General features: G+C 70.3%; 14 protein-coding genes and 1 riboswitch. Of the genes, 4 read left to right on the top strand and 10 right to left on the bottom strand.

The genetic code is table 11. The features are described 5' to 3' along the window. Positions 1 to 285: 285 nt before the first annotated feature. Entirely contained in the window at positions 286 to 510 is a 225-nt protein-coding gene (locus AB0J76_RS05495) for a chaplin family protein (protein WP_125641709.1), read from the bottom strand. A 194-nt stretch (positions 511 to 704) separates the two neighbouring features. On the opposite strand from AB0J76_RS05495, the gene AB0J76_RS05490 reads away from it, so the two are divergent. Beyond that, positions 705 to 1,667, top strand: coding sequence for an SAM-dependent methyltransferase (locus tag AB0J76_RS05490; RefSeq protein WP_352318628.1), 963 nt, complete (start codon positions 705 to 707; stop codon positions 1,665 to 1,667). Here the strand turns inward: AB0J76_RS05490 and AB0J76_RS05485 are convergent. Continuing rightward, positions 1,651 to 2,853 (bottom strand): cytochrome P450, encoded by a 1,203-nt coding sequence (locus AB0J76_RS05485; protein WP_352318626.1) that lies wholly within the window; start codon positions 2,851 to 2,853, stop codon positions 1,651 to 1,653. The genes AB0J76_RS05490 and AB0J76_RS05485 overlap by 17 nt on opposite strands. A gap of 72 nt (positions 2,854 to 2,925) precedes the next feature. After that, a riboswitch (SAM riboswitch) is annotated at positions 2,926 to 3,041 on the top strand. 46 nt (positions 3,042 to 3,087) lie between these two features. Between AB0J76_RS05485 and AB0J76_RS05480 the strand changes: the two genes are divergently transcribed. Next, positions 3,088 to 4,380 (top strand): aminotransferase class V-fold PLP-dependent enzyme, encoded by a 1,293-nt coding sequence (locus AB0J76_RS05480; protein ID WP_352318624.1) that lies wholly within the window; start codon positions 3,088 to 3,090, stop codon positions 4,378 to 4,380. Positions 4,381 to 4,383: 3 nt separating this feature from the next. On the opposite strand, the gene AB0J76_RS05475 is transcribed toward AB0J76_RS05480, so the two are convergent. Then, on the bottom strand, positions 4,384 to 5,067 hold the full coding sequence (locus AB0J76_RS05475) for a DoxX family protein (RefSeq protein WP_352318622.1): 684 nt from the start codon (positions 5,065 to 5,067) through the stop codon (positions 4,384 to 4,386). Between the two features lie 123 nt (positions 5,068 to 5,190). Here AB0J76_RS05475 and AB0J76_RS05470 point away from each other — a divergent pair, with 123 nt between their 5' ends. Together AB0J76_RS05470 and AB0J76_RS05465 are read left to right on the top strand one after the other, a co-directional pair. Further along, entirely contained in the window at positions 5,191 to 6,336 is a 1,146-nt protein-coding gene (locus AB0J76_RS05470; protein WP_352318621.1) for an NADH-quinone oxidoreductase subunit D, read from the top strand. Next, positions 6,333 to 7,400: an acyltransferase gene (locus tag AB0J76_RS05465; RefSeq protein ID WP_352318619.1), complete on the top strand. Its 1,068-nt coding sequence runs from the start codon at positions 6,333 to 6,335 to the stop codon at positions 7,398 to 7,400. The genes AB0J76_RS05470 and AB0J76_RS05465 overlap by 4 nt, the downstream gene beginning before the upstream one ends. On the opposite strand, the gene AB0J76_RS05460 is transcribed toward AB0J76_RS05465, so the two are convergent. From AB0J76_RS05460 to ftsH, 7 genes are all read right to left on the bottom strand, one after another. Beyond that, entirely contained in the window at positions 7,397 to 7,849 is a 453-nt protein-coding gene (locus AB0J76_RS05460) for a DUF3180 domain-containing protein (RefSeq protein WP_352318617.1), read from the bottom strand. The two genes, AB0J76_RS05465 and AB0J76_RS05460, sit on opposite strands and share 4 nt — an antisense overlap. Then, on the bottom strand, positions 7,846 to 8,349 hold the full coding sequence (gene folK / locus AB0J76_RS05455; protein WP_352318615.1) for a 2-amino-4-hydroxy-6-hydroxymethyldihydropteridine diphosphokinase: 504 nt from the start codon (positions 8,347 to 8,349) through the stop codon (positions 7,846 to 7,848). The genes AB0J76_RS05460 and folK overlap by 4 nt, the downstream gene beginning before the upstream one ends. After that, the gene (gene folB / locus AB0J76_RS05450) at positions 8,346 to 8,711 is read right to left on the bottom strand and encodes a dihydroneopterin aldolase (RefSeq protein WP_352318613.1); all 366 of its coding nucleotides are present in this window, start codon (positions 8,709 to 8,711) and stop codon (positions 8,346 to 8,348) included. The genes folK and folB overlap by 4 nt, the downstream gene beginning before the upstream one ends. Continuing rightward, positions 8,701 to 9,147: a nuclear transport factor 2 family protein gene (locus AB0J76_RS05445; RefSeq protein WP_352318611.1), complete on the bottom strand. Its 447-nt coding sequence runs from the start codon at positions 9,145 to 9,147 to the stop codon at positions 8,701 to 8,703. The genes folB and AB0J76_RS05445 overlap by 11 nt, the downstream gene beginning before the upstream one ends. Then, positions 9,144 to 9,950 carry a dihydropteroate synthase gene (gene folP, locus AB0J76_RS05440; protein ID WP_352318647.1) on the bottom strand — a complete coding sequence of 269 codons (807 nt, stop codon included), beginning with the start codon at positions 9,948 to 9,950 and terminating at the stop codon, positions 9,144 to 9,146. The genes AB0J76_RS05445 and folP overlap by 4 nt, the downstream gene beginning before the upstream one ends. 117 nt (positions 9,951 to 10,067) lie before the next feature. After that, positions 10,068 to 10,646 carry a GTP cyclohydrolase I FolE gene (gene folE / locus AB0J76_RS05435; RefSeq protein ID WP_352318609.1) on the bottom strand — a complete coding sequence of 193 codons (579 nt, stop codon included), beginning with the start codon at positions 10,644 to 10,646 and terminating at the stop codon, positions 10,068 to 10,070. Then, a complete protein-coding gene (gene ftsH / locus AB0J76_RS05430) occupies positions 10,643 to 12,637 on the bottom strand; it encodes an ATP-dependent zinc metalloprotease FtsH (RefSeq protein ID WP_352318607.1) in 1,995 nt (664 codons plus the stop codon). Before ftsH ends, folE begins: the two co-directional genes overlap by 4 nt. Positions 12,638 to 12,808 lie beyond the last annotated feature (171 nt).

Here is a 12,808-nt window from a genome sequence, read left to right as displayed (position 1 = left end):
GCGGGCGGCGCCGCACATGTCACGGGCCGACGAACGCGGTCAGGCATGTCCGCCGCTTTACCGCCCGTTGAGTTAATGACAAATGCGACAGGGGCATACGAAGCGTGCACCCCCTGTCGAAAGAGATGAGGAGAGGGGTCCACGCACGACGACGGGCGCCGAGTCCTGACAACCCGACGCCCGCCTGGATGCGACCTCTTGGAGGTGCACTGACCGGTCATCCGCCGACTGACCGGCCGGGATCAGAGCCCGGACCGCGCGCGAGCGGTCCGGGCTCTCCCTGACTCAGCGGCTGTAGACCGCGGTGTTCGGGCTCCCCTGGCAGCCGTTGATCGGCACGGCCTGGATGCCGATGTTGTTGCCGCAGACGGGCACGACGGCGGTGATGGGGAGGTGGATCGGGCTGCCGGTCAGGATGCCGTTGTTGCCGTGGGTGACGTCGTCGGCGTACGCGGGGGCCGCCAGCGCCAGCAGGGCAATGGCACCTGCCATGACCAGAGTCTTCTTCACGGGGGGCTCCTCTCAGTATGCGGCCGTGGAGGCCGCAATGCTTTGGTGGAGCGATCCGGCTCGCCGCTTACCGCGGATGGGCGAAACGCAGTCGCTCGGTGACAGTACGTAAACGTTAGCGCAATGTAGCGACCAAGTGTAGTCAATCAATGACTTAGCGTGTCGATGACCGGAGTCATGAGATAGTCAGCGTCATGTGGCTCACCTGGCGCGCCGCGACCGAGCGCGCGCTCTACGGCGAGGAGGGTTTCTACCTCCGCGAACGCCCGTCGGGCCACTTCCGCACCTCGGTCGGGGCCTCGGCCGTGTTCGCGGAGGCGGTCCTGGCGCTTCTTGCGGAGGTCGACTGCGATCTCGGCTCCCCCGAGCGGCTCGACCTGGTCGACATCGGCTCCGGCGAGGGCCTGCTGGTCCGCCGCGTCCTCGAGCTGGCCGAGCCCGCTCTGCGCGACCGGCTGCGGGTCACGTGCGTCGACCTGTCGTCCAGGCCCCCGGGCCTGCCCGACGAGGTCGAGTGGCGCCGCTGCCTGCCCTCCAGCATCACCGGCCTGGCCGTCGCCAACGAGTGGCTCGACAACATCCCGCTCGACGTGGCCGAGCAGACCTCCGGCGGCCCGCGGCTGGTCATGGTCAACACCCGGACCGGGGAGGAGCGCCTCGGCGGCCCGCTGCGGCCCGCCGACCGCGAGTGGCTCGACCGCTGGTGGCCGCTGCCGCACGTGGGCACGCGCGCCGAGATCGGCCGTCCCCGTGACGACGCCTGGGCCTCCGTTCTGGTACGCCTCGCCCGCGGCCGGGCGATAGCCGTGGATTATGCACACCCTGTGGATAACCGACCGCTCTGTGGCACGCTGACCGGTTACCGCGACGGCGCCGTCGTCACGCCCATCCCCGACGGGACCTGCGACATCACCGCCCACGTCGCGCTCGACGCGTGTGCCGAGGCCGGGCGGCGGGCCGGCGCGATATCCACAACCTTGTCCACACAGCGTGACATGTTGCGGGCGCTCGGCCTCACCGGCGCCCGGCCGCCGGTCGACCTCGCCCGCACCGATCCGCGCGCCTACGTACGCGCGTTGTCGAGGGCGTCGGAGGAGGGCGAGCTGATCGATCCGGCCGGGCTCGGCGGGTTCGGCTGGCTCAGCCAGAGCCGGTGACGTCGAGGTCGAGCGAGCGCAGGCCGCGGATGACGAAGCCCGGCTTGTAGACCGGCTCCGCGCGCAGCTCGATCGTCCCGACCCGGTCCAGCAGGGCGGTGAACGACTCCGTCAGCTCGATCCTGGCCAGCGGCGCGCCCAGGCAGAAGTGGATGCCGGCGCCGAAGGAGATGTGCGGGTTGTCCGGACGGCCCAGGTCGAGCCGGTCGGGGTCCTCGAACACCTCGGGGTCCCTGTTGGCCGAGCCGAACAGGCAGGCGACCTCCGAGCCGCGCGGGATCCGCACGCCGCGCACCTCGATGTCCTCCAGCACCCAGCGCTCGAACAGCTGCAGCGGGGTGTCGTAGCGCAGCAGCTCCTCGATCGCGGTCGGCAGCAGCGAACGGTCGGCGCGCAGCCGGGCCAGCTCGCCGGGGTTCTTCAGCAGGGCCCGCCAGCCGTTGCCGGTGACGTTGACCGTGGCCTCGTGGCCCGCGTTGAGCAGCAGCACGCAGGTGCCGGCCAGCTCGTCGAGGGTCAGCTCGGGGATCGCGGCCAGGGCGCTGACGAGGTCGTCGCCGGGGTTGGCCAGCCGGTCGCGGGCCAGGTCCTTGAGGTAGGACTCGAACTCCTCGGCCGCGCGTACCGCCTGGTGCTGGGTCTCCAGGCTGGGGTTGAGCTCGTACATGCCGCACATGTCGGCCGACCACGGGCGCAGCAGGTGACGGTCCTGCTCGGGGACGCCGAGCATCTCGGCGATGACGGTGACCGGCAGCGGCTCGGCCACCTCGGCGATCAGGTCGCCGCCGCCCTTTTCGACGTAGGCGTCGATCAGGCTCTCGGCGATGGCCCGGACGCGCGGGCGCAGCGACTCGACCATGCGCGGCGTGAACGCCTTGGACACCAGCCGGCGCAGCCTCGTGTGGTCCGGCGGCTCGACCTCCAGCATGCCGTTCCTGCTGACCCGCCAGAAGGCTTCCTGGAACTCCGGCGCGGGCTGCCGGCCGAACTCCTCGTGCGTGGCGACGTGGGTGTAGTCGCGGCCCAGCCGCCGGTCCCTGAGCAGCGCGTTCACGTCCGCGTGCCGGGAGATCAGCCACTGGTTGGACGGCTCGAAGTAGCGGACGGGCGCCTCGCGCCTCAGCTCGTCGTACGCCGGATAGGGGTCGACGACGAAATCCGGATTCCAGGGATCAAAGCGCACCATTTCATCTTATGAGACGGGTTGACCTGCTGAGCTTGCGAATCATGCCCGGGTGTCGGTTATAGTGCCGTCGTAGGTCATGAGTGCCAGCGACAAGCCCCGGCTAGCTGGCCGGCAACCCTCGCGTCCGCGGCGGGGTGCCCCGGGTGAAGACCTGGTCCGTCACGAGGTGTGGCGGGCAAGCGCGGGCTCCGTGGCTGCTCCCAGGGGTCCGACCGACCCGTGAGGAGCTGTGCCGTGTCCACGCTGACGATCTTCAACTCCGTTCCCGCCCAGGCCGCCGCCGAGGCCCCCGCCGTCCCCGCCTCCGGACGGGCGATCCCCGCCGTGCTCGGCGCCGACCTCGAGGTGCCGGTCAAGGGCGGCCGGCTGGTCAGCTACGCCAACCTCGACTACGCGGCCAGCGCGCCCTGTCTTGAGCCGGTCAGCGCCGCCGTCGCCGCCGCGCTCCCGGCCTACTCCAGCGTCCACCGCGGCGCGGGCTACGCCTCCCAGCTCACCACCGCCCGCTACGAGCAGGCCCGCCACACGGTCCGGGCCTTCGTCGGCGCCCGCCCGGACGACGCCGTCATCTTCACCCGCAACACCACCGACGCCACCAACCTGCTGGCCGGCTGCCTGCCCGAGGGCACGACCGTCGTCGTCTTCGACTCCGAGCACCACGCCTCGCTGCTGCCCTGGGAGCGGTCCGTACGGCTGGCGCCGCCCGCCTTCCCCGGCGAGGCCGTCCGCGCCGCCGACGAGGCGCTGGCCGGGATCGAGGGCCCCAAGCTGCTCGTGGTCACCGCCGCGTCCAACGTCACCGGCGAGCTGTGGCCCATCGCCGCCCTCGCCCACATCGCCCACCGGCACGGCGCCCGGATCCTGGTGGACGCCGCCCAGCTCGTCCCGCACCGCAGGCTCAACCTGACCGCGCTCGACCTGGACTACGTGGCCTTCTCCGGGCACAAGCTGTACGCGCCCTTCGGCGCCGGCGTACTGGTCGGACGCCGGGACTGGCTGGCGGCGGGCGAGCCGTACCTGAAGGGCGGCGGCGCGGTGCGCTCGGTGGGCGAGACCACCGAGTGGCACGACGACCCCGAGCCCCGCCACGAGGCCGGCACCCCCAACGTGCTCGGCGCCATCGCCCTGGCCGCCGCCTGCGACGCGCTCACCGCCACGGGGTGGACGGAGCTGGTGCGCGAGGAGGAGCGCCTGATCGCCCGGCTGCGCACCGGTCTGGCCTCGATCGACGGGGTGCGCGAGCTGTCGCTGTGGGGCGAGGACCACCCGCGGGTGGGGATCGTGTCGTTCGTCGTGGACGGCTACTCGGCCCGGGAGGTGGCCGAGGCGCTGTCCGGCGAGTACGGCATCGGCGTGCGGGACGGGAAGTTCTGCGCGCACCCGTTCGTCCGGCACCTGCTGGGCACCTCGGACGGCGGCTGCGAGGATGGCACCGCCTCGGCGGTGCGCGCCTCCATCGGCATCGGCAGCACGCAGGAGCACGTCGACCGCCTGATCGAGGCCCTGCGCGACCTGGTCAGCCGCTGACGCTCAGCGGTTGGGCGGCTTCTGCTGGTGCGGCTCGTCGGACACCAGGGCGTCGATGTCCCGCATGTCCTCGTCGTTGAGGTGCCCGGGGCGCGGCGCGTTGGGCTGCCGCGGCACGTTGGGCTGCTCGGCCTCCCCCTCGGGCCGGGCCGGCGTCGTCGGGCCGCCCTCGGGCCCGGTCTGCGTGACCGGCCCCTCCGTGACGACCGTCGTCGGCTCGGCGCGGCGGACCGGCCGGTGCGCGGCGAGGTCGTCCTCGGCGATCTGGCGTTCCCTGCGGCGGCGGTACGTCGAGTGGAAGATGCCGTCGAGGCCGATGCGGCCGCCGCCCAGCGCGGCGAGCATCAAGGACAGCGCACCAAGCGCGCCCGGCAGTTCCCATCCCCCGCCCTGCGACAACACCCCGTGGCCCGCGTGCACGAACACGATCGCGCCGATCATGTCGATGAGCAGCAGCAACGCCACCGGCCGGACCAGCAGGCCGAGGATCAGCAGGGCGCCGCCGACCAGTTCGACGATGGCGGCGAATCCGGCCGACAACTCGGGCATGGGCACGCCCATCTCCCGGAACTGCCCCGCCGCGGCACCGAGCCCGCCCTGCCACTTCTGCCAGCCGTGCGCCACGAAGATCACCCCGAGTACCACCCGGGAGATCAGGGCCGCCACATCAAACAGGACTCTCTTCACAGTGCTTTCTCCCCCCGTTCCCGGTATTGATCCCCATGTCTGGCTTCGGGATGCGTTGCCATACGATTCCTTGACCATCCCCCACGCTGGATCACCCCGTGGGACGGTGGCAGCATGGGCCCTATGACGGAACGCGTGGTCGGGATCGGCGCCGGCGCGAAGGAGCTGGCGACCGAGGACATGATCCTCAACATCGGCCCCCAGCATCCCTCCACGCACGGCGTGCTCAGGCTCCGGCTCACCCTCGACGGCGAGCGCATCGAGACGGCCGAGCCGATCATCGGCTACATGCACAGGGGCGCGGAGAAGCTGTTCGAGGTCCGCGACTACCGCCAGATCATCATGCTCGCCAACCGGCACGACTGGCTGTCGGGGTTCGCCAACGAACTCGGCGTCGTGCTGGCCGCCGAACGGCTGCTCGGCATGGAGACGCCGGTCAGGGCCGTATGGGCGCGTACGCTGCTGGCCGAGCTCAACCGGGTGCTCAACCACCTGATGTTCCTCGGCTCCTACCCCCTCGAACTGGGCGCGATCACCCCCGTCTTCTACGCCTTCGACGAGCGCGAACGCATCCAGGCCGTCATGGAGGAGATCTCCGGCGGGCGCATGCACTACATGTTCAACCGGGTCGGCGGCCTGAAGGAGGACCTGCCGCTCGGCTGGCTCGACCGGGTCGCCGCGGCCGTCGCCGAGACCCGCCGCCGGGTGCCCGACATCGAGGGCCTCATCCTGAACAACGAGATCTTCCTCGCCCGCACCAAGGGCGTCGGCGTGCTGACCCGCGAGCAGATCCTCCAGTACGGCGTCAGCGGGCCCATCGCGCGCGCCTCCGGCGTGGACTTCGACCTGCGGCGCGACGACCCGTACCTGGCCTACGGGGAACTGCCGGTCACGGTCGTCACCCGGCGCGACGGCGACTGCCATGCCCGGTTCGAGGTGCTGTTCGAGCAGCTCAAGGTCTCCCTCGACCTGGCCGACGCGTGCGTCGCCCGGCTGCGCGAGCTGCCTCCCGGGCCCGTCAACCAGCGCCTGCCGAAGGTGCTCAAGGTGCCCGAGGGCCACACGTACGCGTGGACCGAGAACCCGCTCGGCATCAACGGCTACTACCTGGTCTCCAAGGGCGACAAGACGCCGTGGCGGCTCAAGCTGCGCTCGGCGTCGTTCGCCAACGTCCAGGCGCTGCGCGAGCTGCTGCCGGGGAACCTGGTGGCCGACATGATCGCCATTCTGGGCTCGATGTTCTTCGTCGTGGGTGACATCGACAAGTGAGCACCCCCGAACGCGACAAGTACGTCGACTGGCTGCGCGCCCTCAGCCTCGTCGTCGTGGTGGTCTGGCACTGGGCGTTCACGATCCTGGAGTGGAAGCCCAGCGGGCCCGAGCCCACCAGCCCGCTCGGCTTCACCTCGGGTTTGTGGATCCTGACCTGGCTGCTCCAGGTGCTGCCGCTGTTCTTCTACGTCGGCGGCCACGTGCACCTGCTGTCCTGGAACCGGGCCCAGGCGCGCGGCGTCGGCATCGGGGCGTTCGTCTGGCGGCGCATCCGCGCGCTGTCCCTGCCCGCGCTGTTCCTGTGCGGCGTGTGGATCTCCGTCGGGGCGATCGTCACCTGGGCCTTCCACGTGGAGTGGATGTGGCGGGTGGTGCTGCTCGTGCTCAGCCCGCTGTGGTTCCTCGGCGTCTACCTGGTGCTGATCGCGCTGCTGCCGGTGGCCCTGTGGCTGCACAGGCGCTACGACGTGCTGGCCCTCATCTGGCTCGGCGGCTCGGCCCTGGTCGTCGACGTCGTGCGCTTCCGCTACGGCTTCGAGTGGGCCGGCTGGCTCAACATGATCATCGTCTGGGGGCTGGCCCACCAGGCGGGCTTCTTCTACGACCGGATCGTCGTCCTGCCCCGGCGGTACGACGTCGGCATCCTGTGGACCGGCCTGTTCGCGCTGATCGGCCTGGTCTACTCGGGCATCTACCCGGGCTCGATGGTGGGCGTGCCGGGCGACAAGTGGTCGAACATGGCGCCGCCCACGTTCGTCATCGTCGCCCTGCTGATCTTCCAGATCGGCCTGGTCGAGGTGCTGCGACCGGCCATGGAACGCGTGCTCGAACGCCCCCGCTGGGCCCGCGCCAACTCCTTCATCAACCGCTACGCCCTGCCGCTGTTCCTGTTCCACACGACCGGCATGGCGATCGCCTTAGGGCTGTCGTGGTGGTTGTTCGGCAACCTCGGCACGAAGATCCCGCCCGACCTGAAGTGGTGGCTGGAACGGCCGATCGCCATCGTCGGGCCGCTGATCTGCACGCTGCCGGTCATCTACCTCTTCGGCCGCCGCCGCTAGTCGGGTTTGCGCTCGTCGGTGTCCTTGGGGATCCGGCAGCAGTGTTCGAGGTACAGGGCCGCGCAGACGAGCACCACGCAGGCCACGAACGACCCGGCCGCCACGAAGAACTCCGAGCGCGGCGTCTCCCGGTCGAACAGTTCCAGCGTGTACGCGGCGAACCCGGCGAACAACCCCGCGAACACCGCCCCCGCGTACGCCGACGCCTTGGCCAGCGCCGCCAGCCGGGCCACCGCCAGCGGCTCGACCGGCTTGGTGTCGGGCTTCCTGGCGATCCTGGCCTTGGTCACCCATCCGCTGTAACCCTCGCCGAGGGCGAGCAACAGCACGGTGGGGATGGCCGTCCAGGGCAGCAGGAACGCGCCGTAGAAGTGCCGGACCGCCGCCCAGAAGATCAGGGCGACGACGACGAGGAGAGCGGCCAGGTGGCCGGGATGCGTCGGCTTCAATCGGGCCTCTGCAGCTTCAGGTCGTCACGCAGCCGCACGCCGTGCCGGTCGAGCTCGGCCAGCAGGTCGGCCACCCGGCCCCTGCCCGGCACCGTGGCCTCGGGGTCGATCACCGACCAGGGCACCAGCACGAACGCCCGCTCGTGGGCCCGGGGATGCGGCAACGTCAGCTCGGGGTCGTCGGAGACGGTCTCGCCCACGACGATCAGGTCGATGTCGAGCGTACGCGGGCCCCACCGCTCCGCGCGCACCCGGCCGAAGGCGTTCTCCACGCCCAGCGCCCGCTCCAGCAACGTCCGCGGCGGCAGCGCGGTCTCGGCGACGACGACCGCGTTGAGATACGGCTCCTGGCCTCCCGGCCCCCCGACCGGGTCGGTCTCGTAGACCGGGGACGCCTTGACGAACTCCAGGCCAGGGGCGTCGAACAGCGTGTCGATGGCTCCCTGCAACGTCTGGAACCGCTCGCCCAGGTTGCTGCCGAGAGCGAGGACGGCCTTCATGCGCGGCTCCGCTCGATCGTCACGATCACATCGTCGAACGGCAGCGGGATCGGCGCCGCCGGTTTGTGCACACTCACCTCGGCCTTGTGCACCAGCTCGCTGGCCAGGCAGACGTCGGCCAGCCGCTGGGCCAGCGTCTCGATCAGCTCGACCGGCTCGCCCTCGACCACCTCGACCAGCGCCTGGGCCAGCTCGCCGTAGTGGACGGTCTTGGTGAGATCGTCGCCGGCCGCCGCCGGGGCGGTGTCGAGGAACAACGTCGCGTCGATCACGAACTCCTGGCCGAGCTCCCGCTCGGCGGGCAGCACGCCGTGCCTGCCCCTGGCCCGCAGGCCCTTGAGAGCGATGCGGTCAGACCTCAAGCTCGCCCTCCTCGTCCTCGTCGTCGTCTCCCTGGAGCACCGGGGAGCCGTGGTGCATCCACAACCGCCAGCCCTGCGAGGTGCGGATGTAGACGTTGCTCGCCACCACCTTGCCCGCGGCGAAGCTGGACTCACCCTCCTCGCCCGCCGTCAGGATGTTCTCCACGCAGGTGAGCACGGCCACGTCGCCCAGCACGGTGGTGTTGACGTCGGTCAGCACGAACTGGATGTAGGTCGTGTTGGCCATGATCAGCGCCCACGACCGCAGCACCTCCGACCGGCCGGTCAGCAACGTCCAGCCGGGATGGACGCAGCTCACCTGGTCGTCGGCGGTGTCCTCGGCCCAGATCTCGGTCATCTTGTCGAGATCGGCGCTCTCGATCGCGGTGTAGAACTCCTGGTTGACCGTCTCGATGGCGGCGGTGTCGACGCTCATGTGCCTGCTCCGGCTCTCTTCCATGCGGCCGCCACGCGCACGGCATCGGCATTGGGACCTACCTCGTGCACGCGCACGCACCAGGCCCCCGCCTGAGCCGCCAGCGCGGTGACCGCCAGCGTTGCGTCGTCGCTCCTGCTGAACGGGCGGGGCGCGCCGTCGGGGCCGGCCAGCAGCCGGCCGAGGAAGCGCTTGCGCGAGGCCCCGATCAGCAGCGGGTAGCCCAGCTCGGCGAGCTGCGGGATGCCGGCCAGCAACGCCCAGTTGTGCTCGGCGTTCTTGGCGAAGCCGAGGCCGGGGTCGAGCACGATCTGCTCGGGGGACACCCCTTCGGCCAGCACGAGATCGACCCGCTTGCTGAGCTCCTCGCGCACCTCTGTCACGACGTCGGCGTAGACGGCCCGGCTGTCCATGTCATGGCTGTGGCCGCGCCAGTGCATCACCACGTAGGGCGCTCCGGTCGCGGCGACCACGCGCGGCATCTCGGGGTCGGCCAGGCCGCCGCTGACGTCGTTGACGAGCCTGGCGCCCGCCTCGACCGCGGCCCTGGCGACCTCGGCGCGCATCGTGTCGACGCTGACGGCCACGCCCTCGGCGGCGAGCGCCCGGATCACCGGGACGACCCTGGCCAGCTCCTCCTCCAGCGACACCCGCGCGGCGCCGGGACGGGTGGACTCACCGCCCACGTCGACGATGTCGGCCCCCTCGCGCACCAGGTCGAGCCCGTGCCGGACGGCGGCCTCCTCGTCGAACCACAGGCCGCCGTCGGAGAAGGAGTCGGGGGTCACGTTGACCACGCCCATGACGAGGCACCGCTCCGTACCGCCCGGCACGTTGATGGGCACGCTAGTCATGGGGCAAGCCTAGGCGTTCCCCCACACCTGCCGACATCTCGGGTCCCCAGTTGTGGATAACGATCGTCACCTGCCGAGAATCAGCGCCATCGCCTCGGAGCGGGTCTTGTCGCTGGTACGGAAGTCGCCGCGGACCGCCGACGTGACCGTCTTGGCCCCCGGCTTGCGCACGCCGCGCATCGTCATGCACAGGTGTTCGGCCTCGACCACCACGATGACCCCGCGCGGCTCCAGCACCCGCATGAGGGCGTCGGCGATCTGCGAGGTCATGCGCTCCTGCACCTGCGGCCGGCGGGCGAAGACGTCGACCAGCCGGGCCAGCTTGGACAGCCCGGTCACCTGGCCGCGCTCGTTGGGGATGTAGCCCACGTGGGCCACGCCGTGGAACGGGACCAGATGGTGCTCGCAGGTCGAGTAGACCTCGATGTCCCTGACCAGCACCATCTCGTCGTGGTCGACGTCGAAGACCTTGTTGAGCACGTCCTCAGGGGTCTGGCCGAGCCCGGAGAACTGCTCGGCCATCGCGCGGGCGACCCTGGCGGGCGTCTCGAGCAGGCCGTCGCGGTCGGGATCCTCGCCGATGCCGTAGAGGATCTCGCGTACGGCCTTCTCGATCCGCCCCAGGTCTACCTCATGCTGGGTCACGCACTGTCCCCGGACTGGAAGGCGTCCTGGTGACCGGGGGCGTGCGAACCGTTGGCCGACTGCTCCTTCGGGGTCAGGATCGGCGGGCGGTCGGAGGGCAGCCGCTTGCCGTAGCCCGCGTAGGAGGGCCGGTGCTCCTTGACGACCACCGGGGCGAAGATCTGCAGGACCTGCTCGCGGGAGAGGGTCTCCTTCTCCATGAGCTCCAGCACCAGGTTGTCGAGCACGTCGCGGTATTCGACCAGGATGTCCCAGGCCTGGTCGTGCGCCGTCTCGATCATCCGGCGGACCTCCTCGTCGATGGAGGAGGCGATCTTCTCGGAGTAGTCGCGCTCGTGGCCCATCTCGCGGCCGAGGAAGACCTCGGCCTGGCCGGTGCCGAACTTACGGGCGCCGAGCTGCTCGCTCATGCCGTACTCGGTCACCATGCGGCGGGCGACCGCCGTGGCCTTCTCGATGTCGTTGGAGGCGCCGGTGGTGGGCTCGTGGAAGACGAGCTCCTCCGCCGCGCGGCCGCCGAGCAGCATCGCGAGCTGGTCCATCATCTCGGACCTGGTGGCCAGGAACTTGTCCTCCATCGGCAGCGTCATCGTGTAACCGAGCGCGCGGCCGCGGGACAGGATGGTGATCTTGTGGACCGGGTCGGAGTTGGGCAGCGCGTGCGCCACCAGCGCGTGACCGCCTTCGTGGTAGGCGATCATCTTCTTCTCCTTGTCGGACATGACCCGCGACTTGCGCTCGGGCCCTGCCATGACACGGTCGATCGACTCCTCGAGGACCTCCATCGTGATCAGCTTCTGGTCGGCCCGCGCGGTGAGCAGGGCCGCCTCGTTGATCACGTTGGCCAGGTCGGCGCCGGTGAACCCGGGGGTGCGGCGCGCGATGACGTCGAGGTCGACGTCGGGCGCGAACGGCTTGCCGCGACCGTGGACCTTGAGGATGCCCTTGCGGCCCTCCAGGTCGGGACGGTCGACCGTGACCTGCCGGTCGAAACGGCCCGGACGCAGCAGCGCCGGGTCGAGGATGTCGGGCCGGTTGGTCGCGGCGATGAGGATCACGCCGCCCTTGACGTCGAAGCCGTCCATCTCGACGAGCAGCTGGTTGAGGGTCTGCTCGCGCTCGTCGTGACCGCCGCCCAGGCCGGCGCCGCGGTGGCGGCCGACGGCGTCGATCTCGTCGATGAAGATGATCGCGGGGGCGTTGGCCTTGGCCTGCTCGAACAGGTCGCGCACCCGGGAGGCGCCGACGCCGACGAACATCTCGACGAAGTCGGAGCCGGAGATCGAGTAGAAGGGCACGCCGGCCTCGCCCGCGACCGCGCGGGCCAGCAGGGTCTTGCCGGTGCCGGGCGGGCCGTAGAGCAGCACGCCCTTGGGGATCTTCGCGCCGATCGCCTGGAACTTGGCCGGGGCCTGCAGGAACTCCTTGATCTCCTGGAGCTCCTCGATGGCCTCGTCGGCTCCGGCGACGTCGGCGAACGTGGTCTTGGGGGTGTCTTTGGTGATGAGCTTGGCCTTCGACTTGCCGAAGTTCATCACCCGGGAGCCGCCGCCCTGCATCTGGTTCATGATGAACAGGAAGATCAGCACGATGATGACGATCGGCAGGAAGCTCACCAGGATGCTGAGCAGGAAGTTCTCCTGGGGCACCTCGGTGGTGAAGCTCTTCGTCTTGTTGGCGTCGACCTGGGCCTGCAGCTCGTCGGTCAGCTTCGCGCCGTAACCGCTGACCCAGTTGGACTGGATCAGCTTCGCCGGGGCGTCACCCGGCCGGACGACGATCGGCTTGATGAGGGTGAGCTCGACCCGATTGTCCTTGTCGACGACCTTGGCGCTGGTGAAATTGCCGGCGCGAATCTGCTGGAGGACCGTGGACGTGTCGGCCTGCTTGAAATTGCCCCCGCCGCTCCAGAGCTGGGTGACGAGCAGGAGCAGCACGACGATGCCCAGGATCCACAGCAGTGGCCCACGTGTAAATCGCTTGAGATCCATCCGATGCGGAACCCCTTGCGGGCCCGTCCCTTCCTGACCATGGCCTGGAACCCCGGGCTGGCCCGGGGCCGCGGCATCCGACACCGCGACTTCTGACTACCCGAAGGGGACTTGCGGTCACCCTTCCGGAGTCTGAAGGTACACCGGCACGGCGCACGGAGGGACCCGCCC

The organism is Nonomuraea sp. NPDC049624, assembly GCF_040675255.1.
Lineage (GTDB): Bacteria > Actinomycetota > Actinomycetes > Streptosporangiales > Streptosporangiaceae > Nonomuraea.
Note: the sequence above shows the minus strand (reverse complement) of the source record. Positions and strands in the feature narration are given on the sequence as shown.

Bases quoted from the DNA above. Each gene is read 5' to 3' on its own strand.
- folP (WP_352318647.1), bottom strand. From the start codon at position 9,950: ATGGGCGTGGTCAACGTGACCCCCGACTCCTTCTCCGACGGCGGCCTG.
- AB0J76_RS05485 (WP_352318626.1), bottom strand. From the start codon at position 2,853: ATGGTGCGCTTTGATCCCTGGAATCCGGATTTCGTCGTCGACCCCTAT.
- ftsH (WP_352318607.1), bottom strand. From the start codon at position 12,637: ATGGATCTCAAGCGATTTACACGTGGGCCACTGCTGTGGATCCTGGGC.
- AB0J76_RS05490 (WP_352318628.1), top strand. From the start codon at position 705: ATGTGGCTCACCTGGCGCGCCGCGACCGAGCGCGCGCTCTACGGCGAG.
- AB0J76_RS05445 (WP_352318611.1), bottom strand. From the start codon at position 9,147: ATGAGCGTCGACACCGCCGCCATCGAGACGGTCAACCAGGAGTTCTAC.
- AB0J76_RS05470 (WP_352318621.1), top strand. From the start codon at position 5,191: ATGACGGAACGCGTGGTCGGGATCGGCGCCGGCGCGAAGGAGCTGGCG.
- folK (WP_352318615.1), bottom strand. From the start codon at position 8,349: ATGAAGGCCGTCCTCGCTCTCGGCAGCAACCTGGGCGAGCGGTTCCAG.